The sequence below is a fragment of the Pseudoduganella sp. OTU4001 genome, assembly GCF_038440195.1.
Taxonomy (GTDB): domain Bacteria; phylum Pseudomonadota; class Gammaproteobacteria; order Burkholderiales; family Burkholderiaceae_D; genus Rugamonas.
The window spans coordinates 29345-48990 of sequence record NZ_JASATG010000037.1; the positions used below are offsets into that span (position 1 = coordinate 29345).

Sequence of the window (19646 nt, forward strand, 5' to 3'; positions counted from 1 at the left end):
AGATCCCGTTGTACGGAATTCGTTATACAGAACTCGAGTTCAATATAACGGAATTCTCATAAAAGGGCAAGATTTCTTCTGCCACTTTTTCCAGCAGCTCCCCCAATTGCGCCACCATGGGGCGGGCGCGCGCCAGTTCGCCGGCCCCATCGCCCGGCGCCAGGAACTCCAGCGCCTCGCACAAATCGGCCATGCCGAATGCGCCGACGCCGCGTGCCGCCGATTTGATGCGGTGCCCCAGCTCGCGCACCTGCTGCACTTCGCCGCGCGCCAGCGCGGCCTCCATGTCGCGCAGGCCATCTTGCGTGCTTTGCAAGAACTTGAGCGCGAACTTGCGCACCTTTTGCTGGTCGCCGCCAATCAGCCCGGCCAGCACGGACAGGTCGATTGCCGCCTCGTCGCGGACCACCGGCGCCGGTTGCCGCAGCCCCGCCAGCAGTACGCCCCTCGGCAGCCAGCCGGCGATGGTCTGATACATGCGCGCCGGCTGGATAGGCTTTGAAATGAAATCGTTCATGCCCGCGTCGATACAGCGCATGCGCGCTTCGGTGGTGGCGGTGGCCGTCATTGCCAGCACCGGGATTTGGGCCAGCTGCGGGTTGGCGCGGATGCGGCGGGTCGCCTCCAGGCCATCCATCTGCGGCATATGCAGGTCCATCAACACGCAATCGAAGGCAGTCTGCTCCAGCAAGGCCAATGCTTCCACGCCGTTATTGGCGATCGACACCGTGGCGCCCATTTGCTCCAGCATTTCCTGCGCGATTTGCTGGTTGAAGTCATTGTCCTCGACCAGCAGGATGCGGGCCGCCTGCAGCGCCGCTTTCACCGCCGTGGTGTGGGCGCTGGCCAGCAGGCCGCTGGCGGCATCACTGAGCTGGGTGATCAGGGTCGACATGGTCTGCGACGACACGCCCAGCCGCGCCGTGAACCAGAACGTGCTGCCGACCCCGTGCTCGCTGTGGACGCCGACCTCGCCGCCCATCAAGTGGGCCAGCTCCTTGCAGATGGCCAGGCCAAGGCCGGTGCCGCCATACTCGCGCGTGGTGGAGGTATCGGCTTGCTGGAACGAGACGAAGAGCTTGGCCATCTCCGCTTCGGACAGGCCGATGCCCTGGTCGCTCACCTCGAAGCGCAGCAGGCAGCCGCGCGCATCGCCGCCCGTCCGGCGCACCCGGATCACGATCCGGCCCTGCTCACTGAACTTGATCGCATTGTTGGTGTAGTTGATCAGCACCTGGCCCAGGCGCAGCGGGTCGCCCACCAGCATGGTCGGCAAGGTGGGATCGAGATCGAACTGCAGCTCCAGGTTGCGGCTGGCCGCTTTCGGCGCCACCACCGTGGTCAGGGTCTGCATCACGTGGCCCAGCGAGAAGTCGATATGCTGGAGCTCCATCTTGCCGGCCTCGATCTTGGAGATGTCGAGGATGTCGTCGATGATGCCCAGCACATGCTCGCCGGCGAAGCGGATCTTCTCCAGGTAATCGCGCTGGCGCGGGTCGAGTTCCGTCTTCAAGGCCAGGTAGGCCATGCCGATCACGCAGTTCAGCGGCGTGCGGATCTCGTGGCTCATATTGGACAGGAACTGGCCCTTGGCCATGCTGGCCGCCTCGGCCAGCTGCTTGGCCTGCAGCAGTTCCTGGTTCTTGGCTTCCAGCTCTTCCTCGTGGCGCTTTTCGGCTGTCACGTCGTGGTAGATGGTCACGAAGCCATTGACCTCGCCGTCCGCGCCGAAGATCGGGCGGCCAAAGATATTCAGCTTGCGGCCATTTGCCATGGTCCGGGTGAAGTTGTGGGGCTCAAACTTCAGGCACAGCGCCACACGCGCCGCCACGTGGTCATCGATCTCGCCCGGCCCATAGTCGCCGCGGATGGCGATGTAGCGGAACACCTCGGCCATGGTGATATTGGCATGCATCACCCCATCGGGAAATCCCTGCACTTCGCAAAAGGCCGGGTTCCAGAAGCGGATGGTCAGGTCCCGGTCGACAATGGTCACACCAACCGGCATGTATTCCAGCGCCGCCGCCAGCCGGGGGAAATTCAACTTGATGAACTCTTCGCTTTGTACAGTCGATTCCATAAACCCGGCAGCCGAAAAACTTCGAGCATATCATCTTGCTCAGATTAAAAATGCGCAAATTCTCACGCTGTCCAGCGGCTCAGTTGTCGGCCGGATGCCAGCGCCGGCGGATGCGTTCCAGCTCGCCGTTGCGCGCAATGCGGCGCATGCCGTCGTTAAACTTCTCCAAGACCTCGGCGCCGCGTGCATGCGACAAGCTGGCGCCCATATACCACACTCGATGCCAGCGCTGAGGAATGCTTCATTGACCTCATTTTCGACGCCTGCTTGGTTGAGCCGGTGACGCGCACCGGCAAGAGGATTCGACATCACCATTGCACAATAGTGAGCTTAAGCGCCATACCCACGACATCGAATGCCGCCCGCACCACATCATTGGCAACGCCGGTGCCATCAGGATTGGAATAAGGAGATGCAGCGTTTTCCACCAGCACGTGCAGCGGCTGCTGGGCAGCTACCGCGTCGGCTAAGGTCAGCAAGCAAAAGTCCATGATCGCAGAGACGCGCATGGCTCACTTCCCGTCATCGGCATAGACCAGATGTTACTCGCCCATTCCCTTTTTCACATAGCGCGCGCCTGAAGTTCGCATACAAGCTAGCATGTAGAAGGCTTGACACACTTCGGCTGGAAGAACAGAAATGGCTAACGCTCACAGATCCCATGAAGCTGCAATTACAGAGATGCTCCAGAAGAACCCCATGCTGGCGGTTGACTACCTCAACGAGGTGCTCGCTACAGGCGACGAAGTGGATCTCATGCTAGCGCTTCGGTACATAAGCAATGCGTTCGGTGGCGTCCAAGAAATCGCCCGCAAGGCAGAAGCCAATCCCAACAACATGGACCGCATGTTATCCGAACGGGGTAATCCCTCTCTAGATATCCTTCGGGCCATCTTGAGCACCATGGGCTTACGCTTGGTAGTACAGCCTGTTGAGACGGATGAGTCTTAAACAATTACCGACGGCAGCTTACGCCCCAATGCCGCCGTTATAAACCCATTCCTTGATTACGACACGGATTAACCGCGTAGCCATGGCGTGGCATCGTACAACACGCGCCAGCATGCATTTGCGAAACCTAGTTCCACTGATTGCAGCGCTTGCCATGTACCATCAATGAAGAGCTCAAGTTTGGACGGCGGAACACTAGAACCGCTCCAATCGTTTCCATTGATCTGGCTAAATCCTAGCCCAATCAATTGGGCCTGCGCTGTGCGCAAGACAGCCACGCCTTGATAGTAGATAAAAGCACATTTACCAACCTTGCGCTCCAGGGGGCTAACAATGGTAGTCCCGTACGCCGAGTACATGCTGTCGAGGTTAGTGCCAAAAAAAACATTGTCAGTTCTATATTGCACGCCAGGCTTGCCGGGTACTAACCCAGTAAGTTTTATAGAGTGGAGGCGAGCGCCGTGCGTAACATGATAGGCAAAGCCAACTACTGGTTGCGGCTGTTCGCACAAGCGGGGGGTAAGACCGAGAAACGACATAAGTTTCTTTCATATAATTAATGCCTGCTCTTGGCTAATTACGACGGCGCGTTAGCGCTGTCTCTTTCTTAATGTCGCTCAACGCCAGAACCGGAAATGGTAGCTAGCTCCAAGCCCAACAACGGCTGTGTTGGCAACATCAGTCGGGCAAAGCCTTTGTTGGCGTCACCAACGTAAGCGATGACGGCGCTCCTGCGTTGTAATTCAGCTCGGGAGCATTCTTCGTAAAAACCCTGGTATGGTAGCCGCCCAGGTAAGAGATATAGCGTCCCTCAAAGCCCAACGCGGTCAAAACGAATCGAGACACCACCTCTCTCACCGTCACGATGTGATCGTGCAAGTCGCGAGTTGAATCCTTCTTCTGCTCGAACGAGCCACGATGAACCACCAAGTCCCTTGCTCGCTTGGCCTCTTGTATGAACTCTTGTGGAATGTCGCTCAGTTCGACTCCCCAACGTTTTGCTAGCAATAAAATCTTATCCATCAGAGAGCGCCGCCTCAGGTCCGACAGGCGGTCGTTAAATTCCTTCACATAGGCCTTCTGAGACGCCTCGTCTTCGGCCCAGCCCATCGCAAGCTCTTTAATTTTTTCGCTCAGCTTGCCCCTGAGCTTTTCAAAGGCTTTCGGAGAAAGAATATATGTGTCCTCCTCAGGAAGGTTCGAGTCGATCAAGTTTTCCAGCACGGTCATGGACGAAATCAGCCGAGACTCTCGATAGGCAGCTCGCATGGCAAACCATTGGATCGCGAAGGTAATGTTCTTGACGTCGAACGCCGGCTGGAAATGGGATACCACCGCGCATTTGAAGATATCGTCCAAGTCGAGGTGGTGAAAGACTTGGAACTCCGAGCGCTGCTGCTCACTCTGGCTCAAAAGGTCCATGACCACCATGTCGTCGTGGTAGAACTCCTCTACTGGCGTTCCCAACATCGAAGAGACCGCGAATGACATTACATGCCGAACATGGCGGCACAATGACTCCGTCTGCTTTCTCCATTCTTCGACATCCGTTTGCTCGCTCGCGGCAGCGACTCGCAGAGTGCCTGTAAGGTCATTCTGGCCCTTGTTCTCCATGTTGCCCCACATCGTCACCGCGCCTAATGGACAATCCGCGCTGAGACAGCCGTGGCTGGCGAAGCCCTTCAATTGCCATTGCACGACCGGCGGCTCGCTCTGTTCCGCGAGCTCCTTGGCGCAGAGTTCTTTCGGAACGCCGGCCTTCATGGTGATTCGCGCGGTAGAGTAAGCCGCGCGCGGCGTCATCGTGCTGACGAAAAAAGGCGCCTCGTCCATCTCGGTGAAGCCGGGCGCCAGAACGCTTTGAGATCCAAGTCCGGTCAAAACAAGGTTGTCGCACTCAAAGCGAGCCCCCTCGCCGTCCGCGCCCTCCAGTTTGAAACAGGAAAACCGACCATTCTCCGCGTTCGAATGGGTCATGACAAACGCTGTCTGAGAGTTGACGTCCAGCGGATTGAATTCAATTACGGCTTGGCCGGCCTCGTCCAGACCGACTGTGAACTCGACCTCCGCGCTATGCCCCTCGATTCCCAACGATCCCACAAACGCCTTCGGCGCCAAGCTCCATTCGCTCATTGAGCATCTCTCCTTATCCGCTATTCCTTTGGAAGCCAGCGATTCGTCAGCGATAGCCTAAGGGCGTTCACTCGCCTCGCAACGACTACTCTTCAATGCGGAGCTCAGCCAGGATTTTAGCTCGGGATGTTGAAGTTCTAAGCCACCGCAACCTTAGCCTCGCGAACGCGCGCGTCAAAGCACGCGAATGCTCTTGGCCGCCTTGCTATGGCAGTTCTTGTAGCGCTTTCCACTATTGCAGGCGCATGGGTGATCAGCGCCGCCATCGGCTGCCATCATCGCCAATGCAGTATCTTTGCACTCCATGAGCTGCATAAGTGCTTCGCGTGAGATCCTTACAGTCCCAGCCCGCGCGGCAAGTCCCAGCGCTTCAAATTTGTTCGCCAAATTGACATAGTCATCCACCGGCAAACTGCGGACCAGTGCTCGACGAACGCTCCCACGCGCCATTCCACTAAAGACAAGCTTGGGATCTGGCAAAAACAAAATCGATGACTCGCCGTCTGGTTTGGGACTGACCTCGATCAAGGTGCCGTCCGGCGCCTTCCAAACCGCGTGAAACTCGCCTTCCACCATCCAAGCGCCAGTCTGCCAGATAGTCCAACCGTGCTGGATAGAACCTCCGTCCGCCGCTACCTTCTTGGCGACATTGCCGAAACACTCGTTGACGATCGCGCCGTTTTCCACCTGAACGCTGACATACTCCGGCACCCCATTGCGCACAATGTCGTGGCACAGAGCCAGAACGCCAGGCGAAATCGACGAGGGCGTGGTGTTCTTCACTTGCGTGATAGACGATGAAAGATTCAAGCTCACTTAGGCTCCTAATGTGATGGATATGGCAACAGGCGAAGGGCCTCCATCTTGCCCTCTCCATTGCATCGATGATAAGGGATGAGTCCGTGGAATTCATTCCTGTCGTGTAGCTGAACTGCTGAATAGGCTGAGTGGCCAGCCTATGTAGCGTTTCTTTCCAGCCCTTGGGTTTTGGAGAGAGTCAGCAATGCGTTATCGTGCCAACGCCGCGCGCAAGGCTTGCCACCGCCTCGCTTTCTCTGCATACCGCAAGGTATGTGCTGGGCTACTCGATGGAAGTTCCACGATATGGTAGCCGAGTACCGCTTCCCCTAATACTTTAAGCCCCAGCCGCCCAGCCGTCCCACCATTAAATGCGATCGCCGTGATATTGGGATGGCGCGAAAGCAAACCACGCAAGTCGTTGTGGTTGCGCTCCCTGATATGGCTATCGAGGCTGCCCTTTCGATGAGCTTCCGCGACCACATCCCACAGCCCTACGCCGTGCGCCAGCAATGCTTGCAACCTTGATGGGTAGTCGAGAGGGACGAGGTCGAGGCCGATCACTTCCGACATCAGCATCCAGAACTTGTTCTGGCGGTTGCCGTAGTACTCCTGCACGGCGAGCGATTTGTCGCCGGGCAGGCTGCCGAGCACCAGCAGGCGTGTGCGGTCGTCGACCACCGGGTCGAAGCAGCGCTTCAGGGTCATGGCTTCACGACAGGAATGTCATTGATGTCGTGGTAGACCAGCAGGCCGCGCTGGCGCGCGAGTTCCACCATGGCGTCGGCTCCGGCGGAAGCGCCGCCCACGCGCAGCACGGCGTCGCAGTGCGCCAGCAGCCGCTCGCAATGCGGGTGGAAGATCTTCTCATACACTGCATCGCCCACCTTCTGCGAACCGGCAGCGTGCAGCACGGGTAGCGCCAGCCATTCGCCCAGCACCGGGGTGTGGCCGCGCTCATACAGCGGCAGCACGAACGCTTCCATCGCCGCGACGTTGGCGGCCATGCGCGCCGGGTCGTCGCCGGTGCCGGAGCGGTACGGGCCGGCCACCAGGATCATCATGCTGCGCGGTGGCAGCAAGTGCAGGTGCAGGTATTGCAGCAGCATGATGGTCTTGCCATCCATGATTTCGCCGCTGGCAATCATGGCCAGCGCCTGGTCGGCGTCCAGTTCGATGACTTCGATATCTTCGCCTTCGTGTTCAAGCCCGCCGCCGTGGCCGACCTGCGAATCGGCGTCATACTCGCCGACGAAGAAGTGCAGGCGCTCGGTGACCGAGCCGGGGCTCATGAAGACATCGAACACCGGCTGCAACTTGGCGACCTTGTGGCCGGTCTCCTCCTCCAGCTCGGCATGCATGCGCTCTTCGGGATGGGCGTCGTCCAGCATGCCGGCCGGCGCTTCGATCAGGTAGCCGTCGTGCTGGTTGACGTAGGCCGGGAAGCGGAACTGGCGCGTCAGCAGCACGGTGCGCTGGGCGCGGTTGTACAGCAAGGCGACCGCGCCGTTGCCACGGTCGTAGGTTTCGCGCGTCATGGTCTGCCAGCGGCCGTCGCGGCGGCGCAGATCGAAGGTGGTCTTCTTCAGGACATACCAGTCGTCCGACAGCAACTGCACGGACTTGACGCGGACATACTCTTGCATGGTGTTCTCAGTTGTGGATGTACTTGGTGAAGACGTCGCTAAAATCGCGTTTGGTGTGCGTGTCCAGGATGGCCGTGTTCACCGCAGCCAGCAGTTCGCCGAACTGGCCGGCAACGCTGCTGCCTGGCTGAATGCCGTTCAGTTTATACATCGAGGCCGTGGCGTCCAGGGCGCGCACGGCGTTTTCGCGGCCGACCGCATCCTTGTACTGCTGCTTGCTGATCGAAATCAGCGCCTTGTAGATGTCCTTCAGCTGCTCGATGTGCGACTTTTTGACGTCGATGCTGAACACGGTCTCGCCGGCGTGGAACTTGAGTTCGACATCCATATCCAGCGTGCCGGCGGTTTCGATGCTGACGTGGGAAATGTCGGTCGAGCTGTAGTCGTAGCGCTTGATCGAGCGCTTGGACGATACCGCCGAATCGCCATCCACATGGATAAGCGCCAGGTTGGTAAAGCAGTACTCGTCTTTCTTGCTCTTGATCAGGAAGAAGATCTGCTCGCCGTCTTCCGAGAACAGGTAGTCGTCCGCGTCGACCTTGTCGTAATCATTGGGCGAAACGATTACGCCGATATCGCTGATGCCCAGGGCCTCTGCCGCCAGTTTCTTGAACATGGTTTCACTCCTTCGGCAACCGGCCGGAACGGTGTGCAATGCGCTGGGCAAGATTAGCATTTAAGCAAGTATGCGTCCAGACACTTCACGTGTAGAATCGAACGGTAGTGCTAAACAAAACATCAACAATGGAGACTGCCACTATGACCGATGCGCGTGCCATCGATACCCTGCTGGCTAAGTACAGCGAAAGCCATATGGACCCGACCAATGAGCTCATCCACTGCGTGTGCGTGCCGCTGATCGTGTTCAGCTTGCTGGGCCTGGTATGGGCCATCCATCCCCTGCTGGCCGTCGCCGTGACGGTCGCGTCGATGGTGTACTACTTTAAGTTATCGCGCAATTTCGCGCTGGGCATGCTGGTGATGGCCGGCTTGATGCTGGCCGTGCTGAGCGCGCTGCCGCCGGGCGCGGTCATGCCGCTGAGTGTGACGATCTTCGTGCTGGCCTGGATCGGCCAGTTCATCGGCCACAAGATCGAGGGCAAGAAGCCGTCCTTTTTCGATGATTTGCGCTTCCTGCTGATCGGCCCCTTGTTCGTGCTGGGCGTGCTGTACCGGCGCTGGAACCTGGCCTATTGATCTTTGGGCACCCGCCAGCGCTGCATTCAAGAAACACTTATACTGGCGGGATGCCTTCTTCCATCCTCTTCGTTGCCGCTTGCCTGATCTGGGGTTCCACCTTCTGGGCCATCACTTTGCAACTGGGCGATATCGCCCCGGCCGTTTCCATCGTTTATCGTTTCGCCCTGGCCTCGAGTGTGCTGTTCGGCTGGTGCCTGCTGCGCGGTGACAAGCTGCGCCTGTCCTGGGCGGCGCAGCGCTGGACCATCCTGCAAGGCTGCTGCAGCTTTGGCCTGAGCTATATCGGGACCTATTTCTCCGAGCAGTATGTGGTGTCGGCCCTGGTGGCGGTGCTGTTTGCGCTGATGGTGTTCTGGAATCCTATTCTCAGCCGCATTGCTTTCGGCACGCCGCTGACCTGGCGTACCTGGGCGGCGGGTATCGTCGCGGTGGGCGGCGTGGTCTTGCTGTTCTACCATGCCATTGCCGAGTCGCTGCGCGATGCGCTGGCCGGCGGCGAAGGGCATTTCATCCTGGGCTTGCTGCTGGCGCTCGGCGCTACCATCGCCAGTTCGGTCGGCAATACGCTGGTGGTCAAGGTGCGCCAGCATGAATCGAATGTGCTGCTGACCATGGCGTGGGGCATGCTGTGGGGCACGCTGCTGGTGGCGCTGTTTGCGCTGGCGCGCGGCGACAAGTTTGCCATGCCAACCACCGTGCCTTACTGGGGCGGCTTGCTGTACCTGTCGCTGTTTGGGTCGGTGATTGCGTTTGCCTGCTATTTCACGCTGATCGACCGGATCGGCACGCAAAAGGCGGTGTATATCGGCGTGGTGACGCCGGTGATTTCGGTGCTGATGAGTATTCGGCTGGAGAATTACCGTCCGGGCTGGATGGAGGTGGCGGGCATGGTGGTGTGTATCGCCAGCGTGGCCTGGGCCTTGCGTTCGCCGTCGGCGCCGGCGCCGCGTAAAACTGTTGAACTTGAACCTTTGAAGAAAGCTGTATGAGCAATTTGACTATCCGCCCTGCCCGTCCGGAAGACGTGGCGTCCATCATTGCCATGATCCGCGAGCTGGCCGTCTTTGAGAAGCTGGAGCACCTGGTGGTGGCTGACGAGGCCATGCTGCATGAGGAGCTGTTCGGCGCCAAGCCGGGCGTGGAGGGCATTGTGGGCGTGGAGGGCGGCGAAGTGGTGAGCTATGCCCTCTTCTTCCACAATTTCTCTACTTTCCTGTGCAAGAAGGGCTTGTACCTGGAAGACCTGTACGTGAAGCAGAATCGGCGCGGTGCCGGCTATGGCAAGCAGATGCTGGCGGCGCTGGCGAAGATTGCCGTGGAGCGCCAGTGCGGGCGTTTTGAGTGGTCGGTACTGGACTGGAATGTGAATGCCATCAAGTTCTATGAACAGATGGGTGCGGACGTATTGCCGGATTGGCGTGTATGCCGTGTGACCGGCCCCGCCCTGAACGCGCTGGCCGCGGCCTGAACCTGGAAAATGCGGAGTTCCCGGCTGGACAAAAAAAATCCCTCGCGGCTCGTGTGTGGTCGGGCGAGGGATTAGGAAACCCAGGTGTCAGTTGGGAGGGGAGATGAATCGACGGTTTCAATATAGTCCGCCGTTCTCGGCCTTGCGCTGTCACTTACAAATTTTTACCGAGAAGCGATATCCACTTACATTTGATGTAGCGCAACGCGTGCCGCTAGGAAATTCTCAGAATGGATAGTCCCGCCATCCGCAGGAGAGTGCCATGCAGAAGATTTCCGTTGCTGTCCATCGGGCATATTTGCGCTTTCGGCTGAGCCGTTGCATGCGGGAGCTGCAGGTGCTGGCGGCGCAGCAGGCCAATGATGCGCTGGCCGAGCAGCTACTTACACGCGAAGCTGAGCAGGTGCGCGCACGGCTGCAGATGCTTTGAATCCCCTTTCGATCATTTCGAAGATCGCTTGCGTGAGCAGGGCGAGGATGGCTGCCGGCAGCGCGCCGGACAGCATCAGCGTGTTGTCGTTCAGGGCCAGGCCGGTGGTGATGCGCTCGCCGTAGCCGCCGGCGCCGATAAAGGCGGCGATGGTGGCGGTGCCGACGCTCATCACTGCGGCGGTTTTGATGCCGGCCAGGATGACGGGTGCGGCCAGCGGCAGCTCGATGTAGCGCAACTTCTGCGCTGGGGTCAGGCCTAGCGCCTGGGCGGCTTGCTTCAGGCCATCCGGTACGCCGGACAGGGCGATGCAGGTGTTGCGGACGATCGGCAGCAGCGCGTAGACGAAGAGCGCGCACAGGGCCGGCAGGGTGCCGATGCTGCCGAGCAGCGGGATCAGCATCGCCAGCAGGGCGAGCGAGGGAATGGTTTGCAGGATGCCGGCGGCGGCCATCACCGGTTCGCGCCAGGCTTGACGGTAGGCGGCGAGGATGCCGAGGGGGATGGCGATCAGGCTGGCCAGTACTACCGACATCACAACCAGGAAGATGTGCTGGCGGGTCAAGGGCCAGAAGTCGTCGGCAAAGAGGCGCTGCCATAGGCCTTGCCGCTCGGCGGCGCCGGGCGGAGCGGCGGCCGGGGACGCGAGGGAGGCGCCCGGCGGCTTGCTGGCGGGGTGGCGGGCGTGCCAGTCGCGGGCGATGGCGGCGAAGGGTTGGCTGCGCAGCTCGGCGGCGGCGTTCATGGCGATCATGTCGGCGGCGCTGATGCGGCCTTCCAGCGCGCGCAGCGCTTGCCAGGCGGCGGGGAAGCGCTGGGCGGCGTCGAGGCGGTATAGCAGCACGGCGTCGTAGCGGGGGAAGTAGCCTCGGTCGTCCTCCAGCACACGCAGGCCGTACTGGCTGATCTTGGCGTCGGTGGAGTAGATGTCGATGACGTCGACCTGCTGCGCCGCCAGCGCTTCGTAGGCGATGCCGTGGTCGAGGCCGCGCGGCGTGGCGCGGATGGCGTAGCGCTGCGCGAGTCCTGGCCAGCCGTCGGCGCGGCCGATGAATTCATGCGACAGGCCATAGCGCATGCCAGCCTGCCCGGCCAGCTCGCTCAGGCGCCGCGGGCCGCCGGCGTCACCGCGCACCGCCAGCGCATAGGTATTGTTGAAGCCCAGCGGCACGGCGATGCCAAGGCCCTGCGCGGCCAGCTCGCGCTGCATCTGCGCCAGCGTGGCGGGCTGCGCGTGCTTGAGGATTTCCAGGCTGATGGTGCCGGTATATTCTGGATAAACGTCGATGCTGCCGGACTTCAGCGCGGCCAGCACGATCGCCGTGTTGCCAAGCCCCTGCTTGTGCTCCACGCGCGCGTGCGGTGCGGCCGCTTGCGCCAGCAGCTCGCCAAGAATGTACGACTCGGTGAAGCGCTTGGAGCCGACGCGCAGCACGCCATCCGGCTGGGCGGCTGCGGCGGCAGCGGAAACGAGCAGCGTGGCGGCGGCCGCCAGGGCCAGGAAGGCAGTAGCGGCGCGGCGCAGCAAGTCAGGCGCCCGTGGCAGGGATGCCAACCACCGGATCGCGCCACACGCCGCGATTCACCACCGCTACGCAGGGGTTGAAGCCGAACGCGTAGGACAGGTCGGCAGGACGCGCGATCTGCCACAGCGCGAAGTCGGCAATCTTGCCCACCTCCAGCGTGCCCAGGTCCTGCTGCAAGCCCAGCGCGCGCGCGGCGTGGACGGTGCAGCCGGCCAGCGCTTCGAGCGGCGTCAGGCGCCACAGCGTGCACACCATATTCATGGCCAGCAGCAGGGACGTCATCGGCGACGTGCCGGGATTGTTGTCGGTGGCGACTGCCATCGGCACACCGGCCGCGCGCAAGGCCGCAACCGGCGGCGGCATGGTGTCGCGCAGGAAGTAGTAGGCGCCCGGCAGCAGCACCGCCACCGTGCCGGCGGCTGCCATGGCGGCGACGCCCTGCTCGGAGAGGTGCTCCAGGTGGTCGGCCGACAGGCCGCGATAGCGCGCCACCAGCGCCGCGCCGCCCTGGTCGGACAGCTGTTCGGCATGCAGCTTGACCGGCAAGCCGTGTTCGCGCGCGGCGGCGAAGATGCGCTCCGTCTGGGCGGCGCTAAAGCCGATGCGCTCGCAGAAAGCATCCACCGCATCGGCCAGGCCATCGGCGGCGAGCGCAGGGATCATGGCAATCACCGCGTCGACATAATCATCGGCGCGGTCCTTGAATTCCGGCGGCAAGGCGTGCGCACCGAGGAAGGTGGTGACGACGTTGACCGGCATCACCTCCCCCACGCGGCGCGCCACGCGCAGCATCTTCGATTCCGAGGCCAGGTCCAGGCCATAGCCGGACTTGACCTCCAGCGTGGTCACGCCCTCGGCCAGCAGCGCCGCGATACGCGGCAGGGACTGGCGCAGCAGCTCCGCATCGGAAGCGGCGCGGGTCGCGCGCACGGTCGACATGATGCCGCCGCCGGCGCGGGCGATATCTTCATAGGTGGCGCCATTCAGGCGCGCCTCGAATTCGTCGCTGCGGTTGCCCGCATGGACGATATGGGTGTGGCAATCGATCAGGCCCGGCGTCAGCCAGCAGCCGCCGGCATCATGCTCCAGTTCCGCGCTGCCGGCCGCGGCGGCATCCTCGCGGCGGCCGATCCAGGCGATGCGGCCATGGTCGACCGCAATCGCGGCATCGCGGATTTCGCCATAGCCCCCGCCCACCATGGTGGCCAGATGCACGTTGGTGATCAACAGGTCCCACTCTACTGCCATCATTTACTCTTCGTTCGGAAAGATATCGACAATGAACACGGTGGCGTGGCCCGCTTCCAGCGTCCACACATCGTCCTTGTCCAGCACCACCGCATCATAGCGCACCAGGGAAATGCGCTCGCTGTTGCTGGCCAGGTTCAGGCTCTCGCCTTCGGCCAGGAACACCACGGTAGTCGGGCTGCGCCGCTCCAGCGTGGAGAAGTCGCGCACCACGCGCCGCTCCAGCTGGTGGTTGCAGACGGCGCGCCGCGTCATCACGTTGAAGTCGGTGGTGGGCGCGCCTTCCACCGTGGCGTGCACCGCGTTCTCGCCCGGGAAGGCGATCACCGGCTCGCGCTCGGACAGCGCCACGCGGCGCTCGTTGCCCACGTCCAGCACCACACCGCCGCCCTCGACCAGGGTCAGGGTGCGGTCGATGCCGGGGAACACGGAAAACGGCCCGCTCTGCGCGATGGTGGCCAGCGACAGGCGCCATTCGAACTCGTCGAAGCCGGCGCCGGGCGGCATCACGCACAGTTCCGTGGTGCTGCCGCCGCCGTTCTTCCACGGCGTGGCGTGCAGGCTTGCATACTGGATGATTTGAGTCATGCTCGTAGCTCGCGCAGTTCGGCCAGCGTCTTTTTGAAGCGCGCGGTGATGGCCGGTTGCGCCACGTGCTTCTGGTCGCGCACCACCCACTGGCCGCCAACCATTACATCCCTGACTAGATTATCATTTCCGCTGAAAACGAAGCACCCCAAAACGTCGGCGGCGTCGATTCCGTCAAGATTCGGGTGGTCGTCATCCAACACTATCAGGTCGGCACGCTTGCCGGCAGCCAGTGCGCCCACCGGGCGGCCGGCCGCCTGCGCCCCGCCCTGCAGGGCAGCTTGCCACAGGAAGTCGCCCACGCGGCGCTCGCCACCGGCGACGGCGATATTGCGGCGCTGGTGCAACAGGCGCTGGCCATATTCGAGCCAGCGCAGCTCCTCCACCGCGCTTTGCGACACATGGCTGTCGCTGCCCACCCCGATGCGGCCGCCCTGCTCCAGGAAGCTCTCCAGCGGGAACAGGCCGTCGCCCAGGTTGGCTTCGGTGGTCGGACACAGGCCCGCCACGGCGCCGCTGTTGGCAATGGCGCTGACTTCGTCATCGGTCAGGTGGGTGGCATGCACCAGGCACCAGCGCGCATCGACCGGCAGTTGTTCATACAAGTACTGCACCGGGCGCTTGCCGCTGTAATCGAGCGACTGCCGCACCTCGCCCTGCTGCTCGGCGATGTGGATGTGCACCGGGCGCGCTTTCGGCAGGTGCTCCAGCACTTCCTTGATCTGCGCCACGGAGGCGGCGCGCAGCGAATGCGGCGCCACGCCGACTTCCACCTGCGCGTCGCGCAATGGTTCCAGCTCACCGATGATTTTCAGTACATCGCGCGCATCGGTCTTGAAGCGCGCCTGCTCCGGCTTCAACGGCTGCTCGCCGAAACCGGCGTAGGAGTACAGCACCGGCAGCATGGTGATGCCGATGCCGGCCTGGCGCGCGGCGGCAATCACGCGCTGCGCGGTTTCCGACGCTTGCGGGTACATGCTGCCGTCCGCTGCGCGCTGCACGTAGTGGAATTCGCAGATCGAAGTGTAGCCGTGGCGCAGGCACTCGGAATACAGCTGGGCCGCGATGGCTTCCATCTGCTCCGGCGTGATGTTGCGCGCGAAGCGGTACATCAGGTCGCGCCAGGTCCAGAAACTGTCCTTGGTTTCGCCGGCGAACTCGGTCAGGCCGCCCAGCGCGCGCTGGAAGGCGTGCGAATGCAGGTTGACCATGCCCGGCATGACCAGGCGCGCGCTCGGCAGGCCGGGCGCCTGGACCGCGTCGGCCTGCACGGCGGTGAAGTTGCCGCGCTCGTCCCACTGCAGCAGGACGTTCTTGCGCCAGCCATCCGGCAGCAGCGCGTGCTGGGCGTAGAGGGCCTTCATTGGCGCACCCAGTCGGCAGCGGTTTGCACCAGCTGGCGCAGCAAGGGCTGGACCTCGCCTGCCAGGTCTTCGCGGTAGCCGAACGGCGCCGTTTCATCCATATAGGTGGACTGGCACATCTCGAGCTGGATCGCGTGCACGCCCTGCTCCGGCTTGCCGTAGAAACGCGTGATGTGGCCGCCCTTGAAGCGGCCGTTGACGGCCACCGTGTAGCGTTCATCCTTGCGCGCGACGTTGGCGATGGCGTCGGTCATCGACTTGTCGCAGCTGGCGCCGTCGGCGGTGCCGAAGTTCAGGTCCGGCAGCTTGCCTTCGAAGAAACGCGGCACGACGGAGGCGATGGAATGGGCGTCCCACAGCACCACCTGGCCGTGCAGCGCCAGCAGGCGCTCCAGTTCGGCGCGCAATTGGCTGTGGTAAGGCTGCCAGTAGGCGGCCAGGCGGCGCTGCACCTCGGCCTGGTCCGGCTGGCGGCCTGCCAGGTACAGCGGCTCGCGGTGGAAAGTATCGAGCGGGCACAGGCCCGTGGTGTCCTGGCCCGGATACAGGTTGGTGTTTTCCGGCGGACGATTCAGGTCGATCACATAGCGCGACCAGCGCGCCGACAGCGTGGACGCGCCAAGCTCGCCCAGAAAGTCGTACAGGCGCACCAAATGCCAGTCGGTGTCGGCCTTTTCGGTCGCCGCAGGCGCCATGCCGGCGGCGATATCGTCCGGGATGTCGGTGCCCACGTGGGGCATCGACACCAGCAAGGGAATACTGCCTGCGTGGAAGCGGTAATCCATGAAACCCTCCTTACGGATGCAGGGCGCTGAACAGGTTCTTGCAGCTTGCGCTCAGGTCGCCATTCACCACCATCTGCTTGGCTGCCTCGATATCCGGCGCGAAGAAGCGGTCGGCGTCGAAGAATGGTACCTTGGAACGCAGCTGGGCGTGTACATGTTCCAGTTGCGCCGAGGTTTTCAGCGGACGGTGGAAGTCGATGCCCTGCGCGGCGGCCAGCAGTTCGATGCCGAGGATGGTCGCGGTATTGTGCGCCATATCGTGCAGGCGGCGCGCGCCGTAGGTGGCCATCGACACGTGGTCTTCCTGGTTGGCGGAAGTCGGGATGGTGTCGACCGAGGCCGGGTGCGCGATCGACTTGTTTTCCGACGCCAGCGCGGCGGCGGTCACGTGGGCGATCATGAAACCGGAGTTCACGCCCGGGTCGCGCACCAGGAACGGCGGCAGGCCGGACAGGGTGGCGTCGATCAGCAGCGAGATGCGGCGTTCGGAAATCGAGCCGATTTCGGCAATCGCCAGCGCCAGGGTGTCGGCGGCGAAGGCCACCGGCTCGGCGTGGAAGTTGCCGCCCGAAACCACCACCGGACCGTCGTCGTTCTGGAAGATCAACGGGTTGTCGGTGACGGCATTGGCTTCGATCAGCAGGGTGCGGCCGGCATTGGCGATGATGTCCCAGCAGGCGCCCATCACTTGCGGCTGGCAGCGCAGGCAGTACGGGTCCTGCACGCGCTCGTCGCCCACCAGGTGCGAGGCGCGGATCGCGCTGCCCGACACCAGTTCGCGGTAGATGCCGGCGGCGGCGATCTGGCCCGGCTGGCCGCGCACTTCGTGGATGCGTGCGTCGAACGGCGAATCGGAACCCTTGGCCGCGTCCAGCGACAGCGAGCCGGTCACCATGCCCGCCTCCAGCAGGCGCTCGGCCATGAACAGGCCGTGCAGCGCCAGCGCGGTGGAAGCCTGGGTGCCGTTGATCAGGGCCAGGCCCTCTTTCGCGGCCAGCACCACCGGCGCGATGCCGGCGGCTTTCAGCGCATCGGCGGCTTGCACCAGCTCGCCCTTCACGCGCACTTCGCCCACGCCCAGGATGGCCAGGGTCATGTGCGACAGCGGGGCCAGGTCGCCGGACGCGCCGACCGAACCCTTGGCCGGGATGGCCGGCATGATGCCCGCGTTGTACAGCGCGATCAGGGTGTCGATCACGATTGGGCGGATGCCGGAGAAACCGCGCGCCAGCGAGCTCAGTTTGGTCAGCATCAGCAGGCGCACCACTTGGTCGGACATCAGCTCGCCGGTGCCCACCGAGTGCGACAGGATCAGGTTGCGCTGCAGCTGTTCCAGCTTGTCGTCCGGGATGCGGGTCTTGGCCAGCAGGCCGAAACCGGTGTTGATGCCGTAAGCGGCATCGCCCTTGGCGACGATGTCCTGCACGGCTTTGCAGGAGGCTTCCACAGCGGCGTAGGCTTCTTTCGCCAGCGCGATCGGCGCGTGGGCGGTCCACACGGCGCGCAGGTCGGAGAGGGTCAGTTTGCCTGGGTTCAGGGTCAGATGGGTCATGTTTTTTTCTCGTATTCGTTTGCTTTTCAAACCGGTAAACCGGCGCCCGCGGCGGCCGCATGGCAAGTGTCTGACCCTATGGGTCAGACACTGGTTTGCCGGTTTTACTTAATCATCGGCAGGTTCAGGTGGTTACGCTTGGCACATTCAATGGCGCTTTCATAGCCCGCATCCGCATGGCGCATCACGCCCGAACCGCAGTCGTTGACCAGCACCCGCGCCAGGCGCTTGGCGGCGGCTTCCGTGCCGTCCGCAACAATCACCACGCCCGAGTGCTGCGAATAGCCCATGCCCACGCCGCCGCCATGGTGCAGCGAGACCCAGGTCGCGCCGCCGGCAGTATTCAGCATAGCATTCAGCAGCGGCCAGTCGGACACCGCATCGGTGCCGTCGCGCATGCCTTCGGTTTCACGGTTCGGCGAAGCGACCGAGCCGGTATCCAGGTGGTCGCGGCCGATCACGATCGGCGCCTTCAGTTCGCCGTTCTTCACCATTTCATTGAAGGCCAGGCCGGCGATGTGGCGCTCGCCCAGGCCCAGCCAGCAGATACGCGCCGGCAGGCCCTGGAAGGCGATGCGCTCGCGCGCCATGTCCAGCCAGCGGTGCACGTTGGCATGCTGCGGGAACAGTTCCTTGATCTTGGCGTCGGTCTTGTAGATATCCTCCGGATCGCCCGACAGCGCCACCCAGCGGAACGGGCCGCGGCCTTCGCAGAATTGCGGGCGGATGTAAGCCGGCACGAAGCCCGGGAAGTCGAAGGCATTCTTGACGCCCTTGTCGAACGCCACCTGGCGGATGTTGTTGCCGTAGTCGACCACCTTGGCGCCCAGCGCCTGGAAGTCCAGCATGGCCTGCACATGCACCGCGCAGGAAGCGGCGGCGGCGTCGACCAGCTTGGCGTGTCGCGCGGCGTCGGCTTGCGCCGCCTTCCACTGCTCTACGGTCCAGCCCTGCGGCAGGTAGCCGTTGACCAGGTCGTGCGCCGAGGTCTGGTCGGTCACCAGGTCAGGGATGATGCCGCCGGCTTTGGCGCGGCGCACCAGCTCCGGCAGCACGTCGGCCGCATTGCCCAGCAGGCCGATGGAAATCGCGTCGCCGCGCTCCTTGTGGAACTTCACCAGTTCCAGCGCCTCGTCGATGTTGGCGGCCTGCTTGTCCAGGTACTTGGTGCGCAGGCGGAAGTCGATGGAAGACTGCTGGCACTCGATGTTGAGCGACACCGCGCCGGCGAAGGTGGCCGCCAGCGGCTGCGCGCCGCCCATGCCGCCCAGACCGGCGGTCAGCACGAAGCGGCCTTTCAGGTCGCCGCCAAAGTGCTGGCGGCCGGCTTCGGCGAAGGTTTCATAAGTGCCCTGCACGATGCCCTGGGTCCCGATGTAGATCCAGGAACCGGCGGTCATCTGGCCGTACATGAACAGGCCCTGGCGGTCCAGCTCATTGAAGTGCTCCCAGTTGGCCCATTTCGGCACCAGGTTGGAATTGGCCAGCAGCACGCGCGGCGCATCTTCGTGGGTCTGGAACACGCCGACCGGCTTGCCGGACTGGATCAACAGGGTTTCATTGGCTTCCAGCTTTTTCAGGGAAGCGAGGATCTGGTCGAAGCACTCCCAGTTGCGGGCCGCCCGGCCGATACCGCCGTACACCACCAGGTGTTTCGGGTTCTCCGCCACTTCCTTGTCCAGGTTGTTCTGGATCATGCGGTAGGCGGCTTCGGCGCCCCAGGTCTTGCAGACCATTTCCGGGCCGCGCGGGGCACGGATATCGCGGGAAGCGTCGTAGCGGGGATCGTTGTCCAGGTGCTGGGTGCTCATGTCATCTCCTCAAGTTGGTGAGAGCGGACCTGCACCGGCCCGCGCATACTCACAGCTTAAGTTGTA

General features: G+C 62.6%; 20 protein-coding genes. 5 read left to right on the plus strand and 15 right to left on the minus strand.

Annotation, left to right across the window (positions count from 1 at the left end; all coding sequences use genetic code 11):
* Positions 1–22 precede the first annotated feature (22 nt).
* The 3 genes from AAHE99_RS23215 to AAHE99_RS23225 form a co-directional block, all read right to left on the minus strand.
* A complete protein-coding gene (locus AAHE99_RS23215; protein ID WP_342119787.1) occupies positions 23–2080 on the minus strand; it encodes a response regulator in 2058 nt (685 codons plus the stop codon).
* Between the two features lie 79 nt (positions 2081–2159).
* Complete coding sequence (locus AAHE99_RS23220) at positions 2160–2288, minus strand: hypothetical protein (protein WP_342119788.1); 129 nt, start codon at positions 2286–2288, stop codon at positions 2160–2162.
* Positions 2289–2388: 100 nt separating this feature from the next.
* Complete coding sequence (locus tag AAHE99_RS23225; RefSeq protein ID WP_342119790.1) at positions 2389–2589, minus strand: hypothetical protein; 201 nt, start codon at positions 2587–2589, stop codon at positions 2389–2391.
* A gap of 130 nt (positions 2590–2719) precedes the next feature.
* On the opposite strand from AAHE99_RS23225, the gene AAHE99_RS23230 reads away from it, so the two are divergent.
* Positions 2720–3031, plus strand: coding sequence for a helix-turn-helix domain-containing transcriptional regulator (locus AAHE99_RS23230; protein WP_342119792.1), 312 nt, complete (start codon positions 2720–2722; stop codon positions 3029–3031).
* Between the two features lie 678 nt (positions 3032–3709).
* Here AAHE99_RS23230 and AAHE99_RS23235 read toward each other — a convergent pair.
* The 5 genes from AAHE99_RS23235 to AAHE99_RS23255 form a co-directional block, all read right to left on the minus strand.
* Complete coding sequence (locus AAHE99_RS23235) at positions 3710–5164, minus strand: hypothetical protein (RefSeq protein WP_342119793.1); 1455 nt, start codon at positions 5162–5164, stop codon at positions 3710–3712.
* Positions 5165–5338: 174 nt separating this feature from the next.
* Positions 5339–5980 (minus strand): hypothetical protein, encoded by a 642-nt coding sequence (locus AAHE99_RS23240; protein ID WP_342119794.1) that lies wholly within the window; start codon positions 5978–5980, stop codon positions 5339–5341.
* Positions 5981–6172: 192 nt separating this feature from the next.
* The gene (locus AAHE99_RS23245) at positions 6173–6670 is read right to left on the minus strand and encodes a DNA-deoxyinosine glycosylase (protein ID WP_342119795.1); all 498 of its coding nucleotides are present in this window, start codon (positions 6668–6670) and stop codon (positions 6173–6175) included.
* Positions 6667–7608 (minus strand): NUDIX domain-containing protein, encoded by a 942-nt coding sequence (locus AAHE99_RS23250; RefSeq protein WP_342119796.1) that lies wholly within the window; start codon positions 7606–7608, stop codon positions 6667–6669. Before AAHE99_RS23250 ends, AAHE99_RS23245 begins: the two co-directional genes overlap by 4 nt.
* A 7-nt stretch (positions 7609–7615) precedes the next feature.
* Positions 7616–8224 (minus strand): PH domain-containing protein, encoded by a 609-nt coding sequence (locus AAHE99_RS23255; protein WP_342119797.1) that lies wholly within the window; start codon positions 8222–8224, stop codon positions 7616–7618.
* Positions 8225–8367: 143 nt separating this feature from the next.
* Here AAHE99_RS23255 and AAHE99_RS23260 point away from each other — a divergent pair, with 143 nt between their 5' ends.
* The 4 genes from AAHE99_RS23260 to AAHE99_RS23275 all read left to right on the plus strand — a co-directional run bounded on the left by AAHE99_RS23260 (position 8368) and on the right by AAHE99_RS23275 (position 10706).
* Complete coding sequence (locus AAHE99_RS23260; RefSeq protein WP_342119798.1) at positions 8368–8805, plus strand: Mpo1 family 2-hydroxy fatty acid dioxygenase; 438 nt, start codon at positions 8368–8370, stop codon at positions 8803–8805.
* A gap of 50 nt (positions 8806–8855) precedes the next feature.
* Entirely contained in the window at positions 8856–9797 is a 942-nt protein-coding gene (locus AAHE99_RS23265; protein ID WP_342119799.1) for a DMT family transporter, read from the plus strand.
* Positions 9794–10276, plus strand: coding sequence for a GNAT family N-acetyltransferase (locus AAHE99_RS23270; RefSeq protein ID WP_342119800.1), 483 nt, complete (start codon positions 9794–9796; stop codon positions 10274–10276). The genes AAHE99_RS23265 and AAHE99_RS23270 overlap by 4 nt, the downstream gene beginning before the upstream one ends.
* Positions 10277–10538: 262 nt before the next feature.
* Positions 10539–10706, plus strand: coding sequence for a hypothetical protein (locus AAHE99_RS23275; RefSeq protein WP_342119801.1), 168 nt, complete (start codon positions 10539–10541; stop codon positions 10704–10706).
* Here AAHE99_RS23275 and AAHE99_RS23280 read toward each other — a convergent pair.
* The 7 genes from AAHE99_RS23280 to hutU all read right to left on the minus strand — a co-directional run bounded on the left by AAHE99_RS23280 (position 10660) and on the right by hutU (position 19580).
* Entirely contained in the window at positions 10660–12207 is a 1548-nt protein-coding gene (locus tag AAHE99_RS23280) for a glycine betaine ABC transporter substrate-binding protein (RefSeq protein ID WP_446728951.1), read from the minus strand. The genes AAHE99_RS23275 and AAHE99_RS23280 overlap by 47 nt on opposite strands.
* Before the next feature lie 28 nt (positions 12208–12235).
* Positions 12236–13483, minus strand: coding sequence for an imidazolonepropionase (gene hutI / locus AAHE99_RS23285; RefSeq protein WP_342119802.1), 1248 nt, complete (start codon positions 13481–13483; stop codon positions 12236–12238).
* Positions 13484–14068: a HutD/Ves family protein gene (locus AAHE99_RS23290; RefSeq protein ID WP_342119803.1), complete on the minus strand. Its 585-nt coding sequence runs from the start codon at positions 14066–14068 to the stop codon at positions 13484–13486. It lies immediately after the preceding gene.
* Complete coding sequence (locus AAHE99_RS23295; RefSeq protein ID WP_342119805.1) at positions 14065–15432, minus strand: formimidoylglutamate deiminase; 1368 nt, start codon at positions 15430–15432, stop codon at positions 14065–14067. The genes AAHE99_RS23290 and AAHE99_RS23295 overlap by 4 nt, the downstream gene beginning before the upstream one ends.
* On the minus strand, positions 15429–16217 hold the full coding sequence (gene hutG / locus AAHE99_RS23300; RefSeq protein ID WP_342119806.1) for an N-formylglutamate deformylase: 789 nt from the start codon (positions 16215–16217) through the stop codon (positions 15429–15431). The genes AAHE99_RS23295 and hutG overlap by 4 nt, the downstream gene beginning before the upstream one ends.
* Positions 16218–16227: 10 nt before the next feature.
* Positions 16228–17769, minus strand: a complete 1542-nt coding sequence (gene hutH, locus AAHE99_RS23305) for a histidine ammonia-lyase (RefSeq protein WP_342119808.1) — start codon at positions 17767–17769, stop codon at positions 16228–16230.
* Between the two features lie 104 nt (positions 17770–17873).
* Positions 17874–19580 (minus strand): urocanate hydratase, encoded by a 1707-nt coding sequence (hutU, locus tag AAHE99_RS23310; protein WP_342119809.1) that lies wholly within the window; start codon positions 19578–19580, stop codon positions 17874–17876.
* Positions 19581–19646: the final 66 nt, after the last annotated feature.

Bases quoted from the DNA above. Each gene is read 5' to 3' on its own strand.
- AAHE99_RS23215 (WP_342119787.1), bottom strand. From the start codon at position 2,080: ATGGAATCGACTGTACAAAGCGAAGAGTTCATCAAGTTGAATTTCCCC.
- AAHE99_RS23220 (WP_342119788.1), bottom strand. From the start codon at position 2,288: ATGGGCGCCAGCTTGTCGCATGCACGCGGCGCCGAGGTCTTGGAGAAG.
- AAHE99_RS23225 (WP_342119790.1), bottom strand. From the start codon at position 2,589: ATGCGCGTCTCTGCGATCATGGACTTTTGCTTGCTGACCTTAGCCGAC.
- AAHE99_RS23230 (WP_342119792.1), top strand. From the start codon at position 2,720: ATGGCTAACGCTCACAGATCCCATGAAGCTGCAATTACAGAGATGCTC.
- AAHE99_RS23235 (WP_342119793.1), bottom strand. From the start codon at position 5,164: ATGAGCGAATGGAGCTTGGCGCCGAAGGCGTTTGTGGGATCGTTGGGA.
- AAHE99_RS23245 (WP_342119795.1), bottom strand. From the start codon at position 6,670: ATGACCCTGAAGCGCTGCTTCGACCCGGTGGTCGACGACCGCACACGC.
- AAHE99_RS23250 (WP_342119796.1), bottom strand. From the start codon at position 7,608: ATGCAAGAGTATGTCCGCGTCAAGTCCGTGCAGTTGCTGTCGGACGAC.
- AAHE99_RS23255 (WP_342119797.1), bottom strand. From the start codon at position 8,224: ATGTTCAAGAAACTGGCGGCAGAGGCCCTGGGCATCAGCGATATCGGC.
- AAHE99_RS23260 (WP_342119798.1), top strand. From the start codon at position 8,368: ATGACCGATGCGCGTGCCATCGATACCCTGCTGGCTAAGTACAGCGAA.
- AAHE99_RS23265 (WP_342119799.1), top strand. From the start codon at position 8,856: ATGCCTTCTTCCATCCTCTTCGTTGCCGCTTGCCTGATCTGGGGTTCC.
- AAHE99_RS23270 (WP_342119800.1), top strand. From the start codon at position 9,794: ATGAGCAATTTGACTATCCGCCCTGCCCGTCCGGAAGACGTGGCGTCC.
- AAHE99_RS23275 (WP_342119801.1), top strand. From the start codon at position 10,539: ATGCAGAAGATTTCCGTTGCTGTCCATCGGGCATATTTGCGCTTTCGG.
- hutI (WP_342119802.1), bottom strand. From the start codon at position 13,483: ATGATGGCAGTAGAGTGGGACCTGTTGATCACCAACGTGCATCTGGCC.
- AAHE99_RS23290 (WP_342119803.1), bottom strand. From the start codon at position 14,068: ATGACTCAAATCATCCAGTATGCAAGCCTGCACGCCACGCCGTGGAAG.
- AAHE99_RS23295 (WP_342119805.1), bottom strand. From the start codon at position 15,432: ATGAAGGCCCTCTACGCCCAGCACGCGCTGCTGCCGGATGGCTGGCGC.
- hutG (WP_342119806.1), bottom strand. From the start codon at position 16,217: ATGGATTACCGCTTCCACGCAGGCAGTATTCCCTTGCTGGTGTCGATG.
- hutH (WP_342119808.1), bottom strand. From the start codon at position 17,769: ATGACCCATCTGACCCTGAACCCAGGCAAACTGACCCTCTCCGACCTG.
- hutU (WP_342119809.1), bottom strand. From the start codon at position 19,580: ATGAGCACCCAGCACCTGGACAACGATCCCCGCTACGACGCTTCCCGC.